19 protein-coding genes are annotated in these 23,017 nt (G+C 66.2%); 4 read left to right on the top strand and 15 right to left on the bottom strand.

The genetic code is table 11. From position 1 onward, the window contains the following. The first annotated feature begins 200 nt into the window (after nucleotides 1–200). Nucleotides 201–1,199: an alpha/beta hydrolase gene (locus tag AB0H00_RS24900; RefSeq protein WP_357270613.1), complete on the top strand. Its 999-nt coding sequence runs from the start codon at nucleotides 201–203 to the stop codon at nucleotides 1,197–1,199. Here the strand turns inward: AB0H00_RS24900 and AB0H00_RS24895 are convergent. The 6 genes from AB0H00_RS24895 to map all read right to left on the bottom strand — a co-directional run bounded on the left by AB0H00_RS24895 (nucleotide 1,179) and on the right by map (nucleotide 6,160). Then, entirely contained in the window at nucleotides 1,179–1,742 is a 564-nt protein-coding gene (locus tag AB0H00_RS24895; RefSeq protein WP_357270561.1) for an alpha/beta hydrolase, read from the bottom strand. The two genes, AB0H00_RS24900 and AB0H00_RS24895, sit on opposite strands and share 21 nt — an antisense overlap. Before the next feature lie 56 nt (nucleotides 1,743–1,798). Next, a complete protein-coding gene (locus tag AB0H00_RS24890; protein WP_357270558.1) occupies nucleotides 1,799–2,191 on the bottom strand; it encodes a type II toxin-antitoxin system VapC family toxin in 393 nt (130 codons plus the stop codon). Then, on the bottom strand, nucleotides 2,188–2,475 hold the full coding sequence (locus AB0H00_RS24885) for an AbrB/MazE/SpoVT family DNA-binding domain-containing protein (protein ID WP_357270555.1): 288 nt from the start codon (nucleotides 2,473–2,475) through the stop codon (nucleotides 2,188–2,190). Before AB0H00_RS24885 ends, AB0H00_RS24890 begins: the two co-directional genes overlap by 4 nt. Before the next feature lie 117 nt (nucleotides 2,476–2,592). Further along, a complete protein-coding gene (locus AB0H00_RS24880; protein ID WP_357270552.1) occupies nucleotides 2,593–3,468 on the bottom strand; it encodes a hypothetical protein in 876 nt (291 codons plus the stop codon). Between the two features lie 150 nt (nucleotides 3,469–3,618). After that, a complete protein-coding gene (locus tag AB0H00_RS24875; RefSeq protein WP_357270549.1) occupies nucleotides 3,619–5,193 on the bottom strand; it encodes a cobyric acid synthase in 1,575 nt (524 codons plus the stop codon). A gap of 103 nt (nucleotides 5,194–5,296) precedes the next feature. Next, on the bottom strand, nucleotides 5,297–6,160 hold the full coding sequence (gene map, locus AB0H00_RS24870; protein ID WP_357270546.1) for a type I methionyl aminopeptidase: 864 nt from the start codon (nucleotides 6,158–6,160) through the stop codon (nucleotides 5,297–5,299). Between the two features lie 115 nt (nucleotides 6,161–6,275). Here map and AB0H00_RS24865 point away from each other — a divergent pair, with 115 nt between their 5' ends. Then, nucleotides 6,276–7,286 (top strand): LLM class flavin-dependent oxidoreductase, encoded by a 1,011-nt coding sequence (locus AB0H00_RS24865; RefSeq protein WP_357270543.1) that lies wholly within the window; start codon nucleotides 6,276–6,278, stop codon nucleotides 7,284–7,286. A gap of 364 nt (nucleotides 7,287–7,650) precedes the next feature. Here AB0H00_RS24865 and AB0H00_RS24860 read toward each other — a convergent pair whose 3' ends face one another. The 5 genes from AB0H00_RS24860 to AB0H00_RS24840 all read right to left on the bottom strand — a co-directional run bounded on the left by AB0H00_RS24860 (nucleotide 7,651) and on the right by AB0H00_RS24840 (nucleotide 13,712). Beyond that, on the bottom strand, nucleotides 7,651–8,472 hold the full coding sequence (locus AB0H00_RS24860) for a YceI family protein (protein WP_357270540.1): 822 nt from the start codon (nucleotides 8,470–8,472) through the stop codon (nucleotides 7,651–7,653). Beyond that, a complete protein-coding gene (locus AB0H00_RS24855; RefSeq protein WP_357270537.1) occupies nucleotides 8,469–11,063 on the bottom strand; it encodes an MFS transporter in 2,595 nt (864 codons plus the stop codon). The genes AB0H00_RS24860 and AB0H00_RS24855 overlap by 4 nt, the downstream gene beginning before the upstream one ends. Before the next feature lie 9 nt (nucleotides 11,064–11,072). Further along, the gene (locus AB0H00_RS24850) at nucleotides 11,073–11,570 is read right to left on the bottom strand and encodes a MarR family transcriptional regulator (RefSeq protein ID WP_357270534.1); all 498 of its coding nucleotides are present in this window, start codon (nucleotides 11,568–11,570) and stop codon (nucleotides 11,073–11,075) included. Between the two features lie 291 nt (nucleotides 11,571–11,861). Beyond that, nucleotides 11,862–12,737 carry an LLM class F420-dependent oxidoreductase gene (locus tag AB0H00_RS24845; RefSeq protein WP_357270532.1) on the bottom strand — a complete coding sequence of 292 codons (876 nt, stop codon included), beginning with the start codon at nucleotides 12,735–12,737 and terminating at the stop codon, nucleotides 11,862–11,864. Nucleotides 12,738–12,848: 111 nt separating this feature from the next. Beyond that, the gene (locus AB0H00_RS24840; protein WP_357270529.1) at nucleotides 12,849–13,712 is read right to left on the bottom strand and encodes an NAD(P)H-binding protein; all 864 of its coding nucleotides are present in this window, start codon (nucleotides 13,710–13,712) and stop codon (nucleotides 12,849–12,851) included. 139 nt (nucleotides 13,713–13,851) lie between these two features. Between AB0H00_RS24840 and AB0H00_RS24835 the strand changes: the two genes are divergently transcribed. Continuing rightward, the gene (locus AB0H00_RS24835; protein WP_357270526.1) at nucleotides 13,852–14,838 is read left to right on the top strand and encodes an Lrp/AsnC family transcriptional regulator; all 987 of its coding nucleotides are present in this window, start codon (nucleotides 13,852–13,854) and stop codon (nucleotides 14,836–14,838) included. Nucleotides 14,839–15,117: 279 nt separating this feature from the next. On the opposite strand, the gene AB0H00_RS24830 is transcribed toward AB0H00_RS24835, so the two are convergent. After that, a complete protein-coding gene (locus tag AB0H00_RS24830) occupies nucleotides 15,118–15,561 on the bottom strand; it encodes a DUF4254 domain-containing protein (protein ID WP_357270523.1) in 444 nt (147 codons plus the stop codon). Between the two features lie 879 nt (nucleotides 15,562–16,440). Further along, the gene (locus AB0H00_RS24825; RefSeq protein WP_357270520.1) at nucleotides 16,441–16,587 is read right to left on the bottom strand and encodes a hypothetical protein; all 147 of its coding nucleotides are present in this window, start codon (nucleotides 16,585–16,587) and stop codon (nucleotides 16,441–16,443) included. A gap of 105 nt (nucleotides 16,588–16,692) precedes the next feature. On the opposite strand from AB0H00_RS24825, the gene AB0H00_RS24820 reads away from it, so the two are divergent. After that, complete coding sequence (locus AB0H00_RS24820; protein ID WP_357270517.1) at nucleotides 16,693–20,088, top strand: protein kinase; 3,396 nt, start codon at nucleotides 16,693–16,695, stop codon at nucleotides 20,086–20,088. Nucleotides 20,089–20,157: 69 nt separating this feature from the next. Here the strand turns inward: AB0H00_RS24820 and AB0H00_RS24815 are convergent, their stop codons facing one another. Then, nucleotides 20,158–21,465: a sensor domain-containing diguanylate cyclase gene (locus AB0H00_RS24815; RefSeq protein WP_357270514.1), complete on the bottom strand. Its 1,308-nt coding sequence runs from the start codon at nucleotides 21,463–21,465 to the stop codon at nucleotides 20,158–20,160. Between the two features lie 114 nt (nucleotides 21,466–21,579). Continuing rightward, a complete protein-coding gene (locus AB0H00_RS24810; protein ID WP_357270511.1) occupies nucleotides 21,580–22,692 on the bottom strand; it encodes a terpene synthase family protein in 1,113 nt (370 codons plus the stop codon). Between the last annotated feature and the right edge of the window lie 325 nt (nucleotides 22,693–23,017).

Genomic DNA, 23,017 nt, shown 5'->3' with positions numbered 1-23,017 from the left:
CTCACCACGCGCATCCCTGGCAGTCAGCCTGGGAAATGTGCGGAATGCGACAAAGATCGTCATCACTCCGAGGCCTGGAAAAGACCATGCCCTGCCTGGTCGGAGCTACCGTCAAATAGATTGGTCGGGTGACGAATGAACAGTCGCTTGTCGAGCCGGTCAGCACCTCCCCGGAGGGCGGAGGCTGGCGCACCGACGTCCTGGGCCCCCAGTACGAGCAGCGCACACTTCCGCTGGGGACCGATCCCGACGGCGAAGGCGACGTGGTCGCCACGCTGGTGCGCTACGTACCGAACGGGAGTGTCGAGCAGACCGCGGGCGCGGTGCTCTACGTCCACGGATTCACCGATTACTTCTTTCAGGAGCATCTCGCCGAGCACTTCGCCGCACGCGGTTTCCAGTTCTACGCGCTCGATTTGCGTAAGTGCGGCCGATCGCTGCGGGAGGGGCACACTCCGCATTATGTGACGGATCTCGCTTTCTACGACCGGGAACTGGACGAGTCGCTGCGGATCGTCCAGGAGGAGACCGGCGCTCCTGTGGTGCTCAACGCACACTCCACCGGCGGTTTGATCGTCCCGCTGTGGCTGGATCGGCTGAACCGCACACGCGGAACGGCCGCCGCGGGGATCACCGGGCTGGTACTCAACAGCCCGTGGTTCGACCTGCACGGCCCGTCCTACTACCGGACCATCGGAACGCCGATCATCAAGGGGCTCGGGCGGTTCCGGAGGATGGTCGAGCTGCCGGGCGGCAAGGTCAGCACCTACGGGGACAGCCTGCACCGGTCGGTGGCCGGCGAGTGGGACTACAACTTGGACTGGAAACCTTTGCATGGCTTCCCCGTTCGGCTCGGCTGGCTGCGCGCGATCCGCAACGGCCACGCGCGGCTGCACGCGGGCCTCGATATCGGGGTGCCGTCGCTGATCCTGCGCTCCAGGATGACCAAGTTCGCCAGGGAGTACGGGCCCGCCGTGGACGTGGCCGACGCGGTGCTGGACGTCAGGCAGATCCAGCGCTGGTCGGGCTGTCTGGGCGACCGCACCAATATGGTGCCGATCGACGGCGCCAAGCACGACGTGTTCCTGTCCGGCCCCGAGCCGCTCGCCAGCGCGTTCGCCGAACTCGACAGCTGGTTGGACTGGCTGGAGGCCTACCGGGTCGGCGCTGGCGAGAACTCACCAGAGGCTTGTGCGTAGCACGATCTCGGTGGCCAGCTCGTGGTCGGCTTCGGTCGCCACGTTGGTCACGTCGACCTCCACCACCCGGAACTCGCCGTAGACGAACCGCCCGGACGTGTCGGCCACCGAACGGGGCAGGTTCTTGGTGACCAGCAGCGTCGTCGGCACCTCCACCGGACGAGTTTTCGCGTCCAGCACCGTGCCGTCGGCGCCTGGAACAGCGGGGTGTCCGCGGTCGGCGACGACGAGGCTCTGGAATCGACCGAAGCCGCCCGCGCACACCTGCCAGGCCAGCGCTGCGCCCGCTCCGCGCCCGGCGACGTTCACCCAGGGCAGCCCGAGTTCATCCAAAATCGCGGTGACGCACGCCGCGTCCAGGCCTTCGATCGACTCCAGCACGAACGTGCGCAGATCCGAGGTGTGCAGGCGTGCGCACACCTGGTCGTAGACGTCCACCGCATCGCCCGCATCGGGCAGCAGCAGCACACTGTGCCGGGACTCCGGCCCGTCGATACGCACGGTCCACGCCCCGTCACCAACCGTGATCTGCCGAGATTTCATGCCGAATCACGCTACACGGATCACCGCGGCAAGGAGGGGTGTCGAGTGCGGTCGACTCAGGCGAGCAACCGCATTCCCGCCCGCTCACCCGCGTCGTGATCGAAGGTGACCGTCCTCTCACACCCCGCCTCCTGACCGACCTGCTGGATCAACGCGTCGGCGAAATCCGCGCCGTCGGCGGCTTGGCGCAGCGCCTGGCGCACGGTGTCGGCGCGCTCGACCACGATCTCAGTGCAGTCGAGCAGACCGAGCAGCACGTCGGTGACCGCCTCGGGGTCCTGCTTGTAGCCGCGGCGCAGCACCCAGTGGATCTCGGCGAGCACGAGCATCGTGACGTAGCCCGGACTGCTCTCGCTGAGTCCATCGATCACCTGGTTGGCCCGAGCGGACTGCACAGGGTCGTCCTGGGTGAGGTAGCGGATGAGGACATTCGCGTCCAGACCGATCATTGCTGCTTGCCTTCCACGACGTTGCCCGCGATCGCCTCGTTCATCTCCGCGAGGCCGATCGGCGAGCCGGACCAGCCGACGATGCCTTTCATGGACTTGATCGTGCGTGTCTCGGGCACCAGCTCATAGGTGCCGTTGGGAGTGGGTACGAACGCGACCCGCACCCCCGCACGCAAGCCCATGGCCACACGCACGTCGATCGGGATGGTGATCTGGCCTTTGCTGGTCACGGTCGCCGACACCACGTTGCCCCCTCTGCTGGTGGGCCGCTTTTCTGTCGCCATCTACCTCACCGACTGTGATCGTGTTCGCGCCGCTGGGCCCGGCGCCTTACCCGAGACCGAATTCCTTACTGCAAGGTAAGGGGCCAGCTCGGCTGCGTCAACCGATACGGCGGCAAGCTACCTGGCGTAGGGGGAAGGCTGCGGCGGCATGCCGTTTCGGGCGCCTGGCGTGGCGTCCAGAAACCGATGGAGGGAGGCCGTCATGCTGGTGACGAACGTGTCGCGAATCCGGTCGGTGACACAGTCCAGGGAGAGGTAAGGGTTGAGATCCTCCAGCTCGACCAAGAGCAGTTCACCGTCTCGGGTGCGGCAGGCGTCCACCCGCTGGATCCCGTGGTCCAGGGCATTCCAGTCGATGAAACAGCGGGCGAAGCTGAGGTCGGCGTCGGTGGGCTCGTAGGGTTCGAGGACCCAGCGTCGGGTGGGGTCGGGGGCATGGAGGGCGTAATGGAAGGTGTCGTCGACATAGTAGAACGACACCTCGTAACGGAAGTCGATACGCGGCTGGACCAGGATGTCGCCGTAGGCGAGGCCGCCCAACTGATCCCGTGGCATGAAGGTCAGGCCGATGGAGTCCGCTCCGGCCTTCGGCTTGACCGCGTACTGGCCGGTCTCGGGCAGGCAACTCAAATTCTGGGGCAGGTCGATCGTGGGGATGACCGGGTATCCGGCGGCGGTCAGGTCCAACAGATACTGCTTGCCGGCCATGTCGCCTCGGCCGGACAGCGGGTTGTAGACCCGTGTGCCGCGCACCGCGGCCTCTTTCCGGAAGGCGTCGTACTCCTTCTGGTAGTGCAGCACGGGACCGCTGTTGCGGACCACGACAACGTCGAAGGAGTCCATCAGCGCATCGACATTCCGCGGGTGGCACAGGGCGATATCGAAGTCCTCCCGGAGTCGGGAGGTCAGGAAGATGTCCTCGTCGCAGTAGCGCCGTCCCGACGCCTGGTAGGCGAGATCGGTCACGAACAGAACGCTGGGGCGGGCGAGCACGGTGGATCTCCTTCGTCGGGGTGCACCAACCTATCCATCCGCTCGGCGGTGTAGGGCCGTGCCCCGCCACTTACCGGGTGGCGCAGAGGTTGTCGCCGGCCAGGCGAGTTGGGAGCTCGAAGGAGCACCTTCCTCAACACTCACCGGAAATCAAGTACGAGCGGACTCGGTGACCAGGGTGGGCAGATCCGCGGGCGCCCCGTCGGCGAGGAGACGTTCGAACTGGGCAAGGTCGAGGTGATCTTCGACCAGGTCGGCCAACAGATCGAGCTGGGCATCGCGCACTGCGGAGACCGAGACATCCTCGGCGACAACGAAACCCGTGCGCCCCGCGGCCGACGCGACCGCGCGCAGCCAACTGCGGCGAAACCGGTCCGACTCGAGCAGGCCGTGCAGGTGGGTACCCCACACCGCGCCACGCACGCTGCCCTCCGTTTCGCCATTGATGGACAGCCAGGCCCGGTCGCCGCGGTGGACGACGCGGCCATGATGAATCTCATAGCCTCGCACGGCAATTCCCGCGCCATGTCCCTCGCTTCGGCGCAGCACTTTGGGTTCGGCGAACTCGATGGCCAGGTCGAGCAGCCCGAGCCCCTCGACCACACCCGCGCCGGACTCGACCCGGTCCACGATGCGGGTCCCGAGCATCTGGTACCCACCGCAGATGCCGAATATCGGCGCGCCCGCAGCCGCACGCGCCCGCAGCGCGTCGGCAATACCGGTGCGCCGTAACCACTCCAGATCCGACACCGTCGCCTTGCTGCCCGGCACGACCACCAAATCGGCGCCCGCCAGCCGGGACGGCTCGGTCGCCCAGCGCACCGCGACGCCCGGCTCGCAGGCCAGCGCCTCGACGTCGGTGGAGTTGGAGATGCGCGGCAGCCGGACCGCCGCGACGGTCAGCCACTCGGTGCCCACCGGCGGACGCGGGCGACCAACCGGCGCGTCGGCGACTGTGCCGAGCGAGTCCTCCGCATCGATCCAGAGGCCCTCGACGTAGGGAAGCACCCCGAGAGTAGGGCGGCCGGTGAGCTCGGTGAGGCGCTCCAGACCGGGCCGCAGCAGCTCGACATCGCCGCGGAACTTGTTGACGACGAACCCTGAGATCAATTCCTGGTCTTCCGGTTCCAGGATGGCGACGGTGCCGAACAGGTGCGCCAGCACGCCGCCGCGGTCGATGTCGCCGACGAGCAGCACCGGCAACTCGGCGGCCCGCGCCAGACCCATGTTCGCCAGATCGGTGGCCCGCAGATTGATCTCGGCGGGCGATCCGGCGCCCTCGCAGATCACCACGTCGAATTCGGCGCGCAGCGCGGCGAGTTCGGCGGCGACGACATTGCGCAGCTCCCGCCGGTGCCGGAAGTAATCGCCTGCGCCGACGGTACCGACCGCCGTGCCCCGCACCACCAGCTGTGAGCGCCGGTCGCTGCCCGGCTTGAGCAGGACGGGATTGAATCGCACGCTCGGTTCCAGCCCGCACGCCCGCGCCTGCGATGCCTGCGCACGCCCGATCTCCCCGCCGTCCAGCGTGACCACGGAATTATTGGACATGTTCTGCGCCTTGAACGGGGCCACGCGGACGCCGCGCCGCGCCAGCATCCGACAGATTCCGGCCACGAGGACGCTCTTGCCCGCATCGGAAGTCGTGCCCGCAACCAGGAGCGCGCCCTTCACCGCGGCACGCCGATCTCGAGCGCAGACCCGAAAGCAGTCGACGCACCGCATCTGACCGGAATCCGCGGCACAAAGGCAGTCACGCGCACCACCAGGACCGCCCACGTCGCGAGCCGACCTCCATCCAGCGACCCGCGCCCGGTCAGGCGACGGTTCATGGCAGGGTCAGAATCTCGGCCCCCGACTCGGTGACGACCAGCGTGTGCTCGAACTGCGCGGTCCACCTGCGGTCCTTGGTGACTACCGTCCAGCCGTCGTTCCAGATCTCGTAGTCGATGCCGCCGAGGTTGATCATCGGCTCGATGGTGAACGTCATGCCGGGTTCGATGATCGACTCCACTGCGGGCTGGTCGTAATGCAGGACGATCAGGCCGCTGTGGAAGGTGGGGCCGACGCCGTGACCGGTGAAGTCGCGCACCACGCCGTAGCCGAAGCGGTTGGCGTAGGACTCGATCACCCGGCCGATCACGTTGAGTGCCCGGCCGGGGCGGACCGCCTTGATGGCCCGTTTGGTGGCCTCCTCGGTCCGCTCGACGAGCAGGCGCACCTCCTCGTCGACGTCGCCGGCGAGATAGGTCTTGTTCGTGTCGCCGTGCACGCCGTGGATGTAGGCGGTGACGTCGATGTTGACGATGTCGCCGTCCTCGATCACGGTGGAATCCGGGATGCCATGGCAGATCACCTCGTTCAGCGAGGTGCAGCAGGACTTCGGAAATCCCTTGTAGCCCAGGGTCGACGGATACGCCCCATGGTCGCACATGTACTCGTGCGCGATCCGGTCCAGCTCGTCGGTGGTGACGCCGGGCGCGACCGCCTTACCCGCCTCTTCCAGCGCCTGTGCGGCGATCTTGCCCGCGATCCGCATCTTCTCGATCGTCTCCGCGGTCTGCACCCAAGGCTCATGTCCCTCGTTGGCGGTTTTCTTCCACGCGTATTCCGGGCGTTCGATGGTGCGGGGAACATCGCGGGTGGGCGACTGCGTGCCGGGGACAAGCGGCTTACGGGTGCGGACAGACATAGCGAACAGCGTAATGGGACGACCGAGCCGATGCCGAGAGCCAGGCGGAATAGCATCGGACCGCGGTCCGTTTAAGATGGTTGACATCGAAACAACTCAGGAAAGAGGCTCGACCGTGGAACTGGGACTCACGACGTTCGCCGAGCTGTACCCGGTCGACGACCAGCCCGCACCGACCGCGGCCGAGCGGCTGCGCGAAGTGGTCGAGGAGGCCGTCGCCACCGAGCGAGCCGGACTCGACGTCTACGGCGTCGGCGAACACCACCGCAAGGACTTCGCCGCCTCCGCACCCGCGGTCGTGCTTGCGGCGATTGCGGCGCGCACCGAGAAGATCCGGCTGACCAGCGCGGTCAGCGTGTTGAGCTCTGATGATCCGGTACGTGTGTATCAGGATTTCGCGACGCTGGACGGACTATCCAACGGTCGTGCGGAGTTGATGGCCGGACGCGGCTCGTTCACCGAGTCGTTCCCGCTCTTCGGCTACGACCTAGGCGACTATGACGAGCTGTTCGAGGAGAAACTGGCACTGCTGCTGCACATCCGGGAGGAGGGGCCGGTCACCTGGAACGGGAAGTTCCGGGCGCCGCTGCGCGACGCCGTCGTCTATCCGCGCACCGACAACCGACCGTTGCCGGTCTGGATCGCGGTGGGCGGCAGCCCGGAATCGGTGATTCGCGCCGGGCTGCTCGGGTTGCCATTGGCCATTGCGATCATCGGCGGTGAGCCCGCACGATTCAAGCCGCTGGTCGATCTGTATCACCGGGCACTGGAAGAAGGCGGGCACGCGAAGCAACCGGTGGCGGTGCACGGGCACGGCTATGTCGCCGATACCGAAGAGCAAGCCGTTGCGGATTTCTATGAGCCGTACGCGTTGGCGATGAGCACCATTGGGCGGGAACGCGGTTGGGGTCCGATGACTCGTGCCCAGTTCGATGCTCTTCGCTCGCCAAGCGGCTCGCTGTTCGTCGGCACGCCGGATGCTGTGGCGGAGAAGGTCGCTGACGTCCGCGACACCCTTGACCTGGATCGCTTCATGCTGCACACCAGCGTCGGCACGCTGCCGCACGAGAAGGTGCTGCACAACATCGAACTACTCGGCGAGAAGGTCGCGCCACGAGTTCGCTGAGCCGGTCCTTGCCGAGCTGAGCCTCGAAGGCTTCGCGGTCCGCGATACCGGGACCCTGCCGGATGACGCGGGAGCTGTCGTTGCGCCCGAAGATCTCGATCCCACGCACGCAAATCCTCCTCCACTCGCACGAGACAAGCGGTCTCCGGAAGAGGAGGTGTACATGGCCAGACTGCGTCCACGCTGGGCGGCCACGGCTACCAGTGGGCACAGGATTCGGCCGCAGTGAACAAGCCGACGGGACACTTCGAGCGGGATGGGCGCCCGCGTGCCCCGCCGGTCGACCCTGCGACACGCCGGGCAGGACGCCCCGCCGCGCTCGCCGTCACCGCCACCGGCGGCGTGAACATCCTCCTCGACGGGCTTACATTGTGGGGAGTTGTTCTCCTTGTACTACTTCGATGTCCAGGTCGATTTTGACCGTGGTTCCGATGGCGGCGACTCCGGCGCGGACCACCGCGTTGTAGTCGATGGCGAAATCGTTGCGGTGTAGCACTGTTTCGGCGTGGAACGCGGCACGAACACCACCCCACGGGTCGGGTCCGTAACCGCCATAGGTCACCTCGAGATCGACCGGACGACGCTGCCCGTGCAGGACCAACTCACCCGGCATCACCCACGTGTCAGCACCGGTACGGCGCAACCCGTTGCTGGTGAAGGTGATCACCGGATAGCCCTCGACATCGAGGAACTCCGGCGAACGCAGATGGTCGTCGCGCATCGAGACACCGGTATCGATACTCGCCGCAGCGATCTCGGCCAGCCCCGAAGACCGCTCGAACACCTCCGCGACCTCGATCCGCCCACTCACCTGCCCGAAACGCGCTTTGATACTCGCGATACCCAGATGACGCGCGGTCGCCATCACTGTCGAATGCACCGGGTCGATCGTCCACGGCCCCGGTGGCGGCAACGCGACCGCACCTGCCACCGGTACCAGCACGACCTCGCCGAGCACACCCGTGCCCGCCGTAGAGATCTGCGCGGTCCGGGCCACCGGCTGATACCCGGCGGCGGTGCATACCGCGGTGTGCGTGCCCGGGGGCAGCGGCTCGGTGGCCACCGCCCCGGTCGCGTCGGCGACCACGCGAGCGATCTGACGCCCGCGCATGTCGGTCACCGTCAGTACCGCCTCCGCTACCGGCCACCCCTCGGCAGTGCGTAGGTGAGCGGTCAACCCGCTCACGCGCGGTCCTGCGGCCCGTAACCGAGGCGCACATCGTGGGCGATGTGTCCACCGGACACGGTGACCTGACTGGTCACCGGCGGGTAGCCGCGGGCGACGATCGTGTACTGCCCCTCGGGCAGATCGGTGACCGCGTAGCGGCCCTCGTCATCGGTACGTGCCGTGGCGGTCACCTCACCTGCCGCGTCGAGCACCGTGATCTGGATATCGGCCACCGCGCGGCCGCTGTCAGCCCACGCCGATCCAGCCACGACACCCATCGCGGCCAACTCGATGTCGTGGCGCAGCAGACCGGTGTCGGGCACCGTCAAAGTGGTTGCGTGCGGGCGCCGATGCGCGGCGACAGCCACCAGCGTGTAAGTGCCCGAGACCACCTCGTGGCACACGTAGGAGCCGTCACCACCCGAGACGGCCGCCGCGACGACCTCACCACGCGGATCGGTCAACGTGATCGTCGCGCCCGCCAGCGGCTCACCACGACCGGCGCTGCGGACCACACCCGACAACTCACCCGACCCGGTCAAGGTCACATCCAGCTGCTGCGACCGCCCAGAGAGCGCCACATTGACCGCCGCGGGCTGATGCCCCGCCGCCGACACGATCAACACATAACCCCCCACCCCCGGTGCGCTGATCACATAACCACCATCGACAGCCCCCGTCGCCCGCGCGACCTGATGACCACGCTGGTCGATCAACGTCAACGCCGCACCCGCCACCGCACGACCGTCCTCACGACGGATACGACCACCCAGCGACCCACCATCGACACCGGCCCCGGACAACTCCGCGGTCACCAGCCCAGACTCCGACGAAACACCCACCCGATACCCACCATGACCATTCCGATCAACCGACGCATGCCGCCCAACCACCCCGGCAAGCACCGGCTCGGGCTCGGGCTCGGACTCGGGCAGCGCCCGCGCGGCGTCCTCCCAGACCGGGTCCTCGTCCCAGCTCGACTCGGCAACGGCCGCCGCCTCCGGCTCGCCGGTCGGCGCGGGCACCACCGCGGTCGGATCGTCCTGCAGCGGAATCTCTTTCATGAACATCAGCACCACGCAGGCCAGCAGCGCGACCGCGGCAGCAGCGTAGAACACACCGTGCATGGAGTCGGTGAAGCCGGTGAGGATAGGCACCTTCAGTTCGTCGGGCAAGGCGGCGATTCCGCTGGTGTTGCTCTGCATGCTGCTGAGCTGCTCGGAGTCGAACCCGGGCGGCAGTTGGCCACCGAAGGCGTCGGTGATCCGGTGCGGCAACAGGTTGAACAGGATGGTCAGGAACACCGCCACGCCGAGTGTGCCGCCCATCTGCCGGAAGAACGTGGCCGCCGCGGTCGAAACGCCCATGTCCGAGCGGGGTCCGGCGTTCTGCGCGGCGATGATCAACGTCTGCATGCAACAGCCGAGCCCGAGGCCGATCAGCCCGCAGTAGACCAGAGGCTGCCACAGGGCGCTGTCGTAGTGCACCTGCGCGTACAGCGTCGCGCCGATCGCGATGATGAAGGTGCCGGCCACCGGCAGAATCTTGTAGCGGCCCGTCTTCTTGGTGATCCGGCCGGCCGACTGCGAGCCGATCATGATGCCGAACACCAGCGGCAGCAGCAGCAGACCGGCCTTCGTCGGCGAGTAGCCGCGAACCACCTGGAAGTACTGCGGGACCATGGTCATCGCGCCGAACATCGCGACACCGACGATGAACCCGCCCGCGATGGTGACGCTGAAGGTCGAATTCTTGAACAGCCGCAATGGAATCAGCGCCGCGTCCTTCATCAGGAACTCGACGAAGACGAACAGCAGGAAGCCGACCGCTCCGATGCCGTAACAGATCAGCGACCGCTCGTCGGTCCATCCCCAGTTGCGGCCCTGCTCGGCGACGAGCAGCAGCGGCACGACGAAGATCGCCAAGGTCAGTGCACCGAACCAGTCGATGCGGTGGTTCTGGCGCTGGTGGGGCACATTGAGCACTTTGGCGACCACGAGCAGGGCAATCACGCCGACCGGCACGTTCACCAGGAACACCCATCGCCAGCCCTCGATGCCGCCGAGCTGGTCGTAGTCGGAGAAGAAGCCGCCGAGCACCGGGCCGAGCACGGTCGCGGTGCCGAAGACCATCATGAAGTAGCCCTGGTAGCGCACCCGCTCACGGGCGGGCACGATGTCGCCGATGATGGTGAACGCCAGCGACATCAACCCCCCGGCACCGAGGCCCTGGAAGGCGCGGAAGCCGGCGAGCTGGTACATCGAGGTGGCGAAGGTGCATGCCACCGAACCGATGACGAACAGGCCGATCGCGGTGAGATAGAACGGCTTGCGGCCGTAGATGTCGGCCAGCTTGCCATACAACGGTGTGGTGATCGTCGCGGTGATCAAATACGCGGTGGTCGCCCACGCCTGTTCATCGAAACCGTGCAGGCTGTTGGCGATCTTCACGATCGCGACGCTCACGATGTTCTGATCGAGCGCGGCCAGGAACATGCCCAGCAGCAGGCCCGACAGAATAGTCAGGATCTGCCGGTGCGACAGTGCATTGCCCTCGCCCGCGTCCAAGCCCGGCGGCGCCGCCGGTGCCTGGATGGTGGAATTCGTCATAAAAGAGCCCTACTTCTGATCGGCTGTTTGTCGTGGAGTTGTCTCGATACCGGTGTTGAGCCGGTCGAGCAGTTCGGTCAGGCTGTCCCGGTCCTCCGCAGGCCAGTCGGCGAGGATCTCGGCCAGCCACCGGTTGCGCAGAATGCGGTTCTCCTCGAACACGCGCTCCCCCTCCTCGGTGGCCACGAGTACGCACGCACGGCCATCGATCGGGTCGGCCCGGCGCTCGACCAGGCCGTGTGCCACAAGCGATCTGCTCTGTCTGCTGATGGTGGAGGTCTCGGCATGCAATAGCTCGGCGAGCTTACCGGTGCGCTGTGGACCGTCACGAACGAGGCAGAACAGCACGGAGTACGCCAGCCGCTCCAACCCGTCCGGACCATGCTTGCCCAGTTGCGACTTCGCACGGTTGATCGCTCGCATGAGCCGGACCAGCTGCACGCCGACCTGATCCGCGACATCCAGGTCAGCTGCGGTGGCAGCCTGGTCACGGGCAGCAGCAGTCATAGTCCTCACCTATTTTCCCCGAACAGCAAGCATAGTTAGCACCTACAACTAGTTGCTTTTGCCAACTATACATATGACTGTTCGCCTTGACCGAACCGCGCCCAGCGGCGAGCGGCAAGTCCCCCGGAACAGGCGAATCCGCGCACTGCTCGGACCGGGACAACGTCCGCGCCCGCGGGCAGAGCGACGGCTATCAGCTATCGAACACGGCTGGCACCGACCCACCTTCGCCGTTCGAATGTCCGCACCTACGTGCCGCTGATCGAGAGTCGTGGCGTCATGCGGTGTACTTCATCCGAGTTCGGCGAGCTGTGGGACGGTCGGCGCCATGGCGTCGATCCAGGCGGCGGGAGACCCGGTGGTCGGAGTGACGATGACGGCGTGCACGCCGAGCTTGGCGTAGTCCGCCATCTGCCGGACGAACTCGTCGCGATTATCCGGATTCGGCCGCGGATTGTTGGCCACGATGGTTTTGCGGATCTCGTCGTAGTCCCGCCCGACGTCGTCGCAGTGCCGCCGCAACACCTCCAGCTTGTGCTCGACGTCCTCGGGCGAGGAACCGAAGAGGTTGCACGCGTCGCCGTATCGCGCGACCAGCCGGAGCGTCTTGCGCTCCCCACCACCGCCGATGAGTACCTTGGGCCGGTGGATCGGCTGCGGTGAGCAGAGCGTCTCGGCGAGTTGGTAGTACTCGCCCTCGAATGGCCCGTTGTTCTCCTGGTCCCACATCTGCTGGCAGATGCGCAGCGTCTCCTCCAACCGTTCGAACCGTTCGGAGATGGGCGGGAACGGCACGCCGAGCCCATGGTGCTCGCGCTCGAACCACGCGGCGCCGATACCCAGTGCGGCCCGGCCACCGGACAGCACATCGAGCGTGGTGACGATTTTGGCGAGCAAGCCCGGGTGCCGATACGTCACGCCGGTGACGAGAAGGCCGAGTTCGATGCTGGAGGTGTGCGCGGCGAGGTAGCCGAGGGTTGTGTAGCCCTCCAACATGTTCGACTCCGCCGGCAGACCGGTCGGCTCGATCTGGAAGTAATGGTCCATGAAGGACAACCAGGTAGCACCGGACTCCTCCGCCGCGGCACCTACTCTGGCCAGTTCACCGGCAATGGCGGTGGCACCACCGTCGATGTCGAATATCGGTAGGTGAAAACCGAGCTCCATCGAACGCTCCCTCGTGTATCGACAACTCTGAACCATCACGCTACGACCTGGAGTGCACTCCAGGTCAAGTCGAGCTGATGCCGGTTTGCCATGCACGGCGACTTTTCTCGGCTACACCGCCCGTACCGCGGCGAACTGGTCGCGATGCCGCTCGGCCCATCCCCGGAAGGAGCGGGGCAGGCTGCCGGTCATCTTCTCGACGGTCGGATGCACCACTGAGGTGAACGCCTCGAGCGCGGTGGCCCGCAACGCCATAATCGCGGAGGCCAGTTCTTCCGGTACGCCGTGGTCGACGATCGCCTGCCTGGCAGCGTCCGGCGCCACTTCGACGTACCGAAGGGGTCGGCCGAGCACCTCGGCGAGGATGTCGGTCTGCTCGCCCGGCGACAGCGGCTCGGGTCCGCTCAATGGGTAGATCTCACCCGCGTGGCCGTCGGTGGTCAACGCAGTGGCAGCCACGGCGGCAACGTCATGTGGATCGACCACGGCAATGCGGCCCTGGCCGAACGGGGCATAGACCGTGTCGTGGTCGCGGATGGAATCGGCCCAATGCAGCGCGTTGGACATGAATCCCAAGGGGCGCACCATCGTCCACGCAACCCCACTGTCCCGCACCGCTTGCTCGCCGGCGCGATGCCAGGTCGGAATGGGATCGGTGGCGGTGTCGTCGCCGGTACGACCGGACGACAGCTTTACGATGTGGCCGACGCCGGCCTGTGCGGCCGCCCCAGCGAGGTTCTCGTCGTGGATGGGGATTTCAGGGCCGTTGGACAGCAGGAACACGCGGTCGATGCCGCGCATCGCACCGGCCAGGCCCTCCGGATCGCCCAGGTCCACTCGCACCACCTGAACCCCGTCGGGCAGTCCTGCGCTGTCGGGCCGTCGCGTCGCCACCCGTATCGGCACCCTCAGTGCGAGCAACTGGCGCACCAACTCTCGGCCGACGGTACCGGTTGCTCCTGTCACAAAGATCATCAACTGCTCCTGTCTCGATCTGTCGGATCCGACGACCCGCCCGTCGACCACCTTCAGCAGAAGCGACAGAACAAACCAGTAGGCACCAATTATTAGCGGATATTCTCCATCTCGAGCCCGATCATGGAAGATATTTTCCATGCTCGATGACCTCGATCGCAGCCTGATCCACGCCCTGCACATAGATGGGCGCGCACCCTTCAGCAAGATCGCCGCCGCACTGAACGTGTCGGTCCAAACCATCACCCGCCGCTACCAACGCCTGCGCGCCACCGCCGGCCTGCGCGTGGTCGGCCTCACCGACCCGAGCTGCGCCGGGCAAACCCCATGGCTCGTCCGCCTCACCACCACCACATCCACCGGCCAGAGCCTCGCCTATTCCCTCGCCCGCCGCCGCGACACCTCCTGGGTCAAACTGACCTCCGGCGGCACGGAAATCCTTCTCGTAGTGAATATCCCGCGCGGCGCTGAAGTCTCCCGCGCGAGCCTGCTGCAAGATATCCCCCGAACCGCGGGCATCACCGCCGTCTCCGCCCACTACATCCTGCACACCTACCTCGGCGGCCCTACCGCCTGGCGTGGCCACGTCGCGGCTCTCACCGACCACCAAAGAAGACTATTGGAGCCGAACCCATCCGGCCCCGCGCACCGTCGGGCTCCAGCCAACTCCGACGCCGCACTGCTAGCCGCCCTCCAGCACGACGGCCGAGCCACCCTGTCCCACCTCGCCACCGCGACCGGCTGGTCCCAAGCCACCGTCACCCGCCGCCTCGCCGATCTCCGAGCGGCCCGAGCGATCTTCTTCGACGTCGAAGTGGACGATGCTCTTCTCGGCGCCACCGCCCAAGCCCTGCTCTGGATGTCGGTGGCACCCTCGCACCTCGATCGCGTCGCAACGACCCTGTCCGAACACGACGAACTGGCGTTCGTCGCGGCCACCACCGGCCCGACAAACCTTGTCACCCAAGCGATGTGCCCGGATCCCGAGGCGCTGCACCATTACCTCACCCGACGCCTGGGCGCACTGGAAGGTATCCACACAGTGGAGACGACACCCGTCCTGGCAACCGTCAAGGCCGCGGGCCGTCTCCCGCTGGCTGCTGGATACCGGCGTCCGCCGCAATGACGGGGGTCGACTCGTCCGCGCTACCTGAGCCGCCGACAAACACGGCACGCCATGTCGCCGATGCGTAGTGATTGCGGGAGAACAGGATTCGCTTCCGGCGTGCCGCGCCGGTCAACCACGCGACACGCCGGGCGAGGCGCACCATTGCGCCCACCGTCATTGCGACCAGTGAGCTGACGTCACTGTTCGGACGGCTCGGCAGCGGGGGGTTCGCCGTTCGGACAAGCAACGCTGCCGGGCAGTGTCACCTATGGTGTCGACACCGCCCTCGCGACGAGTTCATTGTTCCGGCAAACGGCGGCGGCCACCGGCCACGTCGGCTACCAGATCAGTGTACCCATCGACCAGTTCGGCCAGCTGGTACCAGTGTTTATGGGTATTGCCGCTGCGCGCGCCCTCGGCGTCGATGACCTGATTCGCGTCCACCCAGCTACGCGCCATCCGGTCCACCACCGCACCTAGGCTTTCGGTGTGCAGGGAGGCCCCGTTGCGGTGCTGTGGCACCTCCTGGGCAATCCACTCATTGATGTCGTCGACGAGTTCACAACGGCGACAGTCCATTTCGGCTATCAAGGCAACGTCCCTGACCTGCGCGCGACGCGCGTGCAGCTCGGCGAGCGCGTGCGCGGAACGCAGTAGTTCGCGGTCTTCGAAACGCCGCCCCTGGAAAGCGGATAGCAATTGCGGCGCGGTGGGCAATGCGCCGACTGTCGGCGCGCTCACCGCGTAACTCCGAGTTCACCCGACACCAACGCTCTTTGTACGAACATAATTGGCTCTCGATTCGGTTATCCCGGTTATCGGATCGGTTGTCACAACTAGGCTAGCTGGATCATGCACGCGCCGATGCAAGAACGCAAGATTGCGTCCGCATTGCTGTGGTCAAGGCGTACTGACAGCGCGCGATGCCCACAGCGCCTCCGCGGCAACAACTTCGGAGTCCGCCCAGGCGGAGGCGCCGATGCTGCGCCGCCGCCGTGCCGCGCCGGTCTCGATGGTGCTGCCGCACTGGGACATCGTCAGCGGTAGTCGGCCAGGTGGTCGACCGCCCACATGGCGAAGGTGCGGGCAGGGACGCCGGTCACCGATTCGGAGGTGGGCCGACCGGGCTCGGGCCCATTCCACCCTCGGTCCACAGGTCGAGCACCGGACGGTAGAAGAACTCGGCCGCCTCCTCATGGCTCAGCTCGACCAACTCGACGTGTTCTTCGAGTGCGGCGGCAATGGCAGCGACCTGCTGCCGATGCGACAGGGATCGGGCCCGGTGAGGGGATAGATCTTGCCGATGTGGCCCGGATCGTCGAGTGCGGCGATAGCCGCGGCGGCCGTGTCGGCCTCGTGGATCGGGGTCGGCTCAACTCCGGGAAAGGCAGGCGCACAACGTGTTCGGCTCGCGGGTGGGGGAATCAGGTTCGGGCGTTGGCGGCGAAGGCGCCCGGTCGCAGGATGGTGAGCGGCTGAGAGGGGAAAGAATGCGACGCAACTGTTGGCCGAAGTGTTGCTCGAATATTCGCCGAAGTATTGCTCGAATTCCGCTGACTGCACGTCCATGGCGAACAACTCACGAACCGGACAGCAGCAGTGGGGCGACGACCATCCCCATCACCGCGAGCTGGAAGTCGCGGGGTCGAGATCGGCGGCGATCATACCCCGTTCTCGACGTGCCCTGGTGATGACGAGATCAGCTTCGGCGAGCGCCTGCCGGTCGATGGACGAGGTCGCATCGGGCAGCCCTCGCCACATGACCATGCCGCAATTCGGAAGGCTTGCATTGATCGGGCCGATTCGGCGGTTCGCCAGGCATAAACTGGAAATCGATCACAGGGATCGCCGATACCGATACAGAGCAGGGCCATGGTCGGTTCAGACCCGTTCACAACACAGCGCGACCGGCCTCCAGCTATCGAGAAGGAACTGGAGGACGCGGGTCTCGACGACCCCGAAGTAATCGGACATGGCGGTTTCGGTGTGGTCTACCGCTGTCGGCAACGGGCACTGAGTCGCAACGTCGCGGTGAAGGTCCTCACCGCCAGGCCGGAGTCGGAGCCGGAGAACGTCGAGCGGTTCCTCCGTGAGCAGCAGGCGATGGGTGTGCTGTCCGGGCATCCGAACATCGTGCCCGTACTGCAGGTGGGCACCACCCGCAGCGGGCAGCCGTACCTGGTGATGCCGTACTACTCGTACGGCTCACTGGAGATCCGTATCCACCAGGAAGGTCGCCTGACTTGGAACGATGCTCTCCCGATAGCGATCGGACTGGCCGGAGCCCTGGAGACCGCGCACCGGGCCGGGATCCTGCACCGCGACATCAAGCCGGGCAACGTCCTGTTCACCGACTACGGGGAGCCGCAACTCACCGACTTCGGTATCGCCCGCGTCGAAGGCGGATTCGAGACCATCACCGGTGTGGTGACTGGGTCACCCGCGTTCACCGCACCGGAAGTGCTACGCACCGGCAACCCGTCGGCGGCCTCCGATGTCTACGGACTCGGCGCGACGCTGTTCGCCATGATTACCGGCCACGCGGCCTACGAGCGCCACTCCGGTGAGCAGATCGTCGCGCAGTTCCTCCGTATCACCGCCGACCCACTTCCCGACCTGCGGCCCGAGGGCATTCCCGACGACGTGTGCGCCGCCATCGAAGCCGGTATGGCGCACCGTCCGGCGGACCGTCCCCGGTCGGCGGCCGAGTTCGGTGAGTTGCTGCGCGATGTCCAGCGCGCCCATGGCGAGCCGGTGGAGGAGATGGTCCTGCGCGTCCACGCAGACGATCACCAGGCGCGTCCGCCCGAGATCCGCCGCCCGCCGCTCTCGGTTCCGACCAGCCGCCCCACGCCCGCCCCCGAAGCCGGGTCCGGCCGGGCGCTGGTTCCGCGCGACAGACTGATCGATGTTCTGCGGAGGGACCCGCGGCCGCGGCTGGCCCTCATTCATGCTCCGGACGGGTTCGGCAAGAGCACTCTGGCGGCCCAGTGGGCCGAGTATCTCACCGAGACCGAGCGGGTCACGGTGGCATGGTTGAACGCCGACCGCGACGACGACAACGTCCTATGGTTCCTCGCGCACCTGATCGAGTCGTTCAACCGGGCGTGCCCCACGCTGGTGCCCGACCTCGCTCGGGTACTCGAACAGGGGGACGAGGGAATCTCGCGCTATGTGCTCACCACTCTGATCGATACCATTCACAACCGTGGTGAACGGTTCGCCGTCGTCATCGACGACTGGCATCGGGTCACCGCGCCGGCCACCATCGCCGCCTTCCGCTTTCTGGTGGAGCGGGGTTGTCACCACCTGCAGATCATCATCACCAGCCGTTCCCACGAGGGATTGCCGCTCAGCATCATGCGGGTTCATAACGAACTCGTCGAAATCGACGCCACGGCTTTACGTTTCGACGTCGACGAAGCGAAAGCGTTCCTCGCCGGGCAAGGCGGTCTCGCGCCCGCCGACAACGAGAGCGCCGCGCTGCGCGACCGCACCGAAGGATGGATCGCCGCACTGCGACTCGCCTCGCTGTCGCTGCGCGAGCACCCCGACGCCGCGGCGCTGATCAGCGACATCACCGGGCGACATCACGCCATCGCCGAATACCTGGCCGACAACGTGCTCGACACGATGCAGCCGGAATTGCGCGACGTCCTGCTCGCCACATCAGTTCCCGAGCGGATCTGCGGCAGCCTGGCTACCGCACTGACCGGCAAACCGAACGGGCAGTCAGTGCTGGAGAACCTCGAACGGCGCAACCTGTTCCTGCGCCGGGCCGACGAGAACGATGAATGGTTCCGCTACCACCACCTGTTCGCAGAGTTCCTCCGGCAGCGACTCGGACGTGACCATCCCGAGCGAGTGAACGAACTCCATCGGACGACCGCCACCTGGTTCCGCGACCACGGAATGCTCAGCGAGGCCATCGATCACGCGCTCGCCTGCGGGGATGACGAACGGGCTGTCGACATCATCGAAGCGAAAGCCCGGGACCTTGTGCAGGATGCACAGCTTGCGACATATCTCGGCCTGGTCGCCAAACTTCCACCGGCGTCCGCCTGCGCACGTCCGTGGCTCCAAATGGGAGTCGCGTGGGCCCACGTACTCCTGCGCCGGCCCACCGAGGCCCATGCGGCGTTGCGGCTCGTGCGGGAGTCGGCTGAAGGGGCGGCAGCCGACTCGGACCTCTCCCGCGAGGCAAACCTCATCGACTGTGTGGAGCGCGCGTTCGCCGACCGTCTCGAGGGTGTGGACGCGGCGGTCACCGACTGTCTGGCGCACACCGACACGTTGGGTCCGTGGGCATTGTGCGCGGCCGCGAACCTCGCCGCCTTCTCGGCGATCTGCCGCTTCGACTACGACCGATCCCGTGAATGGCACGAGTGGGCCGCGCCCTACCAGCAGCAGACCCGCAGCTCGTTCAGCCTGATGTACAGCCATAGCCTGGTGGGCATCGCCGCGCGTGAACAACTCGATATCGCCGCCGCCGAACACAGCTTCCGCACGGCGCTACAGGTCGCCACCACAAACTCGGGCCCGGAGTCCTATGCCGCGCGCTTGGCCGGCGCTCTGCTCGGCGAGCTGCTGTACGAGCGCGACCAGCTCGCCGAGGCCGAACATCTTCTGGACGAGGCTGGTCGACTGGGCACCGAGGGCAATCCGGTCGAATTCATGATGGCAAGCTACGCGACGGGTGCCCGGATCGAGGCACTGCGCGGACACCGCGACGCCGCCGCGCGACGCCTCGACGAAGGCGCCGAGGCCGCACAAGCCCTGAAGTTGCCACGTCTGGCCACCCGCATCGCCAACGAGCAGGTCCGGCTCCGGTTTACCAGCACTTATGTGACCGAACCAGCGGCGGGCGAAGGTGGTGTCGCGATACTGGCCGCGGAACTGCGTGAGGATTCCGCGATCCGGATGCTGATGCGATCCGGAATGCCCCGGCGGATCACAGCCGCCGCCGCGCGCGCCTCGACGTTGCACGATTCCATCGACGCCGCCCGACGCCCACGAGCCGCGGCGCAGGCACAGCTACTGCTCGCCTCCTGCCTAGCGGCGTCCGGAAATTTCGACGCGGCCGAAGACTCCCTTGTGCCGGTGTTGGCGAAGTACGCCGACGTCGGCCTGATTCGGCCGTTTCACGACGAGGGCCCGTGGATCGCATCGCTGGTTCGTGCCCTGGAGCACGACCTGCGAGCAGGTGATTGGAAAGACAGTTGGCCGAGTGTCCCACAGGCTTTCCTGCGGAAGGTGCTGGACAGCTGATAAGGGTTGCCCCGGACGAAACGCTGCGGGCCGCTCAGCCACCGGAACGGTGGAATCGCGCACCACAACTCACGGCACGGGTTGCGGTCCGCGGGTCTGGTCCGTGTCGAGAATGTGCAGTACCCACCGGCCTTTGCCATCGGCCTTCGCGCGGTACAACCCGGTGTCGGCGGCGTCGAGCAGTGACTCGGCATCCGCGCCCGCGACCGTCGTCACCACCGCCCCGATGCTGATCGACATGTGTAGGCGTCGGTCGCCTACGGCGATCGGATCGACGAACGCTTCCACGAGGCTGTTCGCTACGGTCGCGACCCGGTGGTCGCTCGCAGGCGGTGGGACCAGCGCCACGAACTCGTCACCACCGATTCTTGCGACCAGACCCCCCGTTCCGCGCACGCTCTCCTGCAGACGTGCTGCCACCGCGGTCAGGATCTGGTCTCCCGTTCCGTGGCCGTAGCGGTCGTTCACGTGCTTGAAGCGGTCGATATCTATGAAGCACAGGCCCGCGCGGTCCCCGTCGTGGGCGTCGACGATCATCGTGTCGATCCGCTCGATGAGATGCCGCCGGTTCGGCAGTCCGGTGAGGGGATCGTGGCGTGCCTGCCAGTGCAGTTCCTCGCGCATCCGGTGCTGCTCGGTGACATCTTCGCCGACGGCGAGCAGATAGTCGCTTTGTCCGTCGGCTCCCTTGACGAAGGTGATGGCGAACGACGCCCACCCATAGCTGCCGTCGGCCCGACGAATCCGCTGTTCCAGCTTCACCGCGCCTTCCCCGGTCGGGACCAGTTTCTCGTAGACGAGCGTGCGGATACCGTCCCGATCTTTGGGATGCGCGAAGTCGTAGACGGAGATGCCTCGCAAGGTTTCGATCGGCACGCCGATGATGTCGGCCAGGCCTCGGTTGACATCCAGCAGCGTGCCGTCTGTGTCGCCGATGGCGATGGCGATCGCCGCATTGTCGAAGACCGCGCGGAACCTCGCGTCGGCGGCACGGTCCGCTTCCCACACGGCAGTCTCGTCGGCGTGCTGCCCTGGACGGCGCCGTTGCAGTTCGGCTTCGTAACCCTGCCCGATCGCGGCGAGCAGCGCCGCCAGCCGTGGGCCGGTCTCCGGGGAACTCCGCTCGGCCAACCGGTACAGCACCTGCGCGGATGTACTCGGCACATCCGGATCGACCAACCCGGCGACTACCAGCGCCGAACCGATGCGAATGCCGACGCTCGCGTCGAATTGTTCGGTCTCCAGGCCGGCGACCAGCTCCTCGACCAGGCTCAGAAGCAGAACCTGCGGGTCGGGTACGGACACCGATCGACCGGTGACGGACTGGAGCGAACGCCACCACAAGTCCGCCAGAGTGCCGAACTCGATCCCTTCCACCGCAACCCCCTCGCCTTCTGGTCGCTATAGCCCCCGACGCATCGTAACTACCTTTATGCAAGAACGTCGAGAAACTTCCACCTTCGACCATTCCCATGGTTGGCGATAGCGGGATTACGCCAGGTTGTTCTCCGCGAAGACCGACGCACCCTTGTACCGCAACGTCTTGATCTGCCACACCCACGTCGCCTGAACACAGCCGACCAGGTCCTCGAAATGCGTCGACATTGTCGCCGCGAGCTCGGAATCGATCGCCCTCATGCGATCGCATCGTTCAGCGGCGGTCGCACCTACCGTTCGAAATTCCACGAGCTTCGCACGCACGATCTCGGCGGCGTGCCGCACGGCATCCTCCAGCATCCACCCCGGATGGTTCAACATGACCACGGGGATCAGGTTGAAATCCGCCAAATCGACGATGCACTCCTTCTCGAAGGAGAACACGTCGTTCATCAACGCACCGATCTCCACCGCCAAGACCCGCATACGGCGGAGGTCGCCGGCAAGACCGGCTTTCCGAATCCGATCCCAGGGCAGGTAGTCGTCTCGACCGAATTCACACAGCGCGATCGCCGGGTACATGCCCGAGACCTGGGCTCTGAGATCGATGTACTCCGCGACCCCGAGCAGTCCCCCTCGCGCACGTGCGTTCTGATCCCGAATCGCGGGCCGCAGGTGCGCGATGGTGACGGCGATGAAACGGTCGAGCCAAGCAGGTTCCGCGAGGTCGGACAGCATCGCGAGAAACGACGACGTCGATATCTCCAACTCGGTCGGATCCACTGGCGCCGACCGAGTTCGCAGTAGCTCACACAGCCGGTCTATGGCCACCCATGCCAGCGCCTGCGCGGCGCCGTCCAAGTGCCCGAACTTCTCCCGGCCGACGGTGTCGTTGAGCCAGAACAGGATTGCGTTGTACAGACCGATAATCGTCATCCGCTCGGCATTTATCGCCCCGGGATGCAGGTAGGGCGTCATGCTGTTGTAGTGCTCGCCGCCAGGCTCGAGCCAGATCCCGTGCGCGCGGCAGAACCGTTCGACTTCGGCACATGCCTCCTGACCGAACCGGTTCGGCCGGAAATCGCGGCAATAGTCGACGATGTCCCAGTCGGGTGTACTGAACAACCCGCGCAGCGACCACCGCTGCCCTGCGCGCAGCAACCTCTCGTGCTGCAAACGCATGTTCGCGATCTCCCGCTCGAGCGCCGATGTGTACTCACTGCCCACAACGACTCCCTCCCGCGGTGACCACGTCCCTTGAATTGTCATTCACATGACGCGAGCAGCACAGCCCAATCCGCGAAAACCCAGGACATCGATATCTATCCGCCTTGGTGCACTAGGCATTTGACGCCGACGACGCCGAAACATCCACACCGGCACCATCTCCTGATCCCTAGCCGGCGCCGAGTTCCCTATCGCGGCGAAGCGGCCGACAGCGCGGATCTCCGCGGGTTTTCGTCCCGTCCCGGCGGTTCCGATACCCGGCGTTCGCAAATCGGCGTCAGCGATTGAAACCGGAACAAGGACCGACAACGCCCCTGATGCGCGA

It is taken from the genome of Nocardia sp. NPDC023852, assembly GCF_040639505.1.
Lineage (GTDB): Bacteria > Actinomycetota > Actinomycetes > Mycobacteriales > Mycobacteriaceae > Nocardia.
This window is presented reverse-complemented; position numbering and strand designations above follow the sequence as displayed.

Excerpts from the sequence above, each read along its gene's own strand:
- AB0H00_RS24895 (WP_357270561.1), bottom strand. The coding sequence starts at position 1,742 with ATGAAATCTCGGCAGATCACGGTTGGTGACGGGGCGTGGACCGTGCGT.
- AB0H00_RS24890 (WP_357270558.1), bottom strand. The coding sequence starts at position 2,191 with ATGATCGGTCTGGACGCGAATGTCCTCATCCGCTACCTCACCCAGGAC.
- AB0H00_RS24885 (WP_357270555.1), bottom strand. The coding sequence starts at position 2,475 with ATGGCGACAGAAAAGCGGCCCACCAGCAGAGGGGGCAACGTGGTGTCG.
- AB0H00_RS24875 (WP_357270549.1), bottom strand. The coding sequence starts at position 5,193 with ATGCGGTGCGTCGACTGCTTTCGGGTCTGCGCTCGAGATCGGCGTGCC.
- map (WP_357270546.1), bottom strand. The coding sequence starts at position 6,160 with ATGTCTGTCCGCACCCGTAAGCCGCTTGTCCCCGGCACGCAGTCGCCC.
- AB0H00_RS24855 (WP_357270537.1), bottom strand. The coding sequence starts at position 11,063 with ATGACGAATTCCACCATCCAGGCACCGGCGGCGCCGCCGGGCTTGGAC.
- AB0H00_RS24850 (WP_357270534.1), bottom strand. The coding sequence starts at position 11,570 with ATGACTGCTGCTGCCCGTGACCAGGCTGCCACCGCAGCTGACCTGGAT.
- AB0H00_RS24845 (WP_357270532.1), bottom strand. The coding sequence starts at position 12,737 with ATGGAGCTCGGTTTTCACCTACCGATATTCGACATCGACGGTGGTGCC.
- AB0H00_RS24840 (WP_357270529.1), bottom strand. The coding sequence starts at position 13,712 with ATGATCTTTGTGACAGGAGCAACCGGTACCGTCGGCCGAGAGTTGGTG.
- AB0H00_RS24835 (WP_357270526.1), top strand. The coding sequence starts at position 13,852 with ATGCTCGATGACCTCGATCGCAGCCTGATCCACGCCCTGCACATAGAT.
- AB0H00_RS24825 (WP_357270520.1), bottom strand. The coding sequence starts at position 16,587 with ATGGTCATGTGGCGAGGGCTGCCCGATGCGACCTCGTCCATCGACCGG.
- AB0H00_RS24820 (WP_357270517.1), top strand. The coding sequence starts at position 16,693 with ATGGTCGGTTCAGACCCGTTCACAACACAGCGCGACCGGCCTCCAGCT.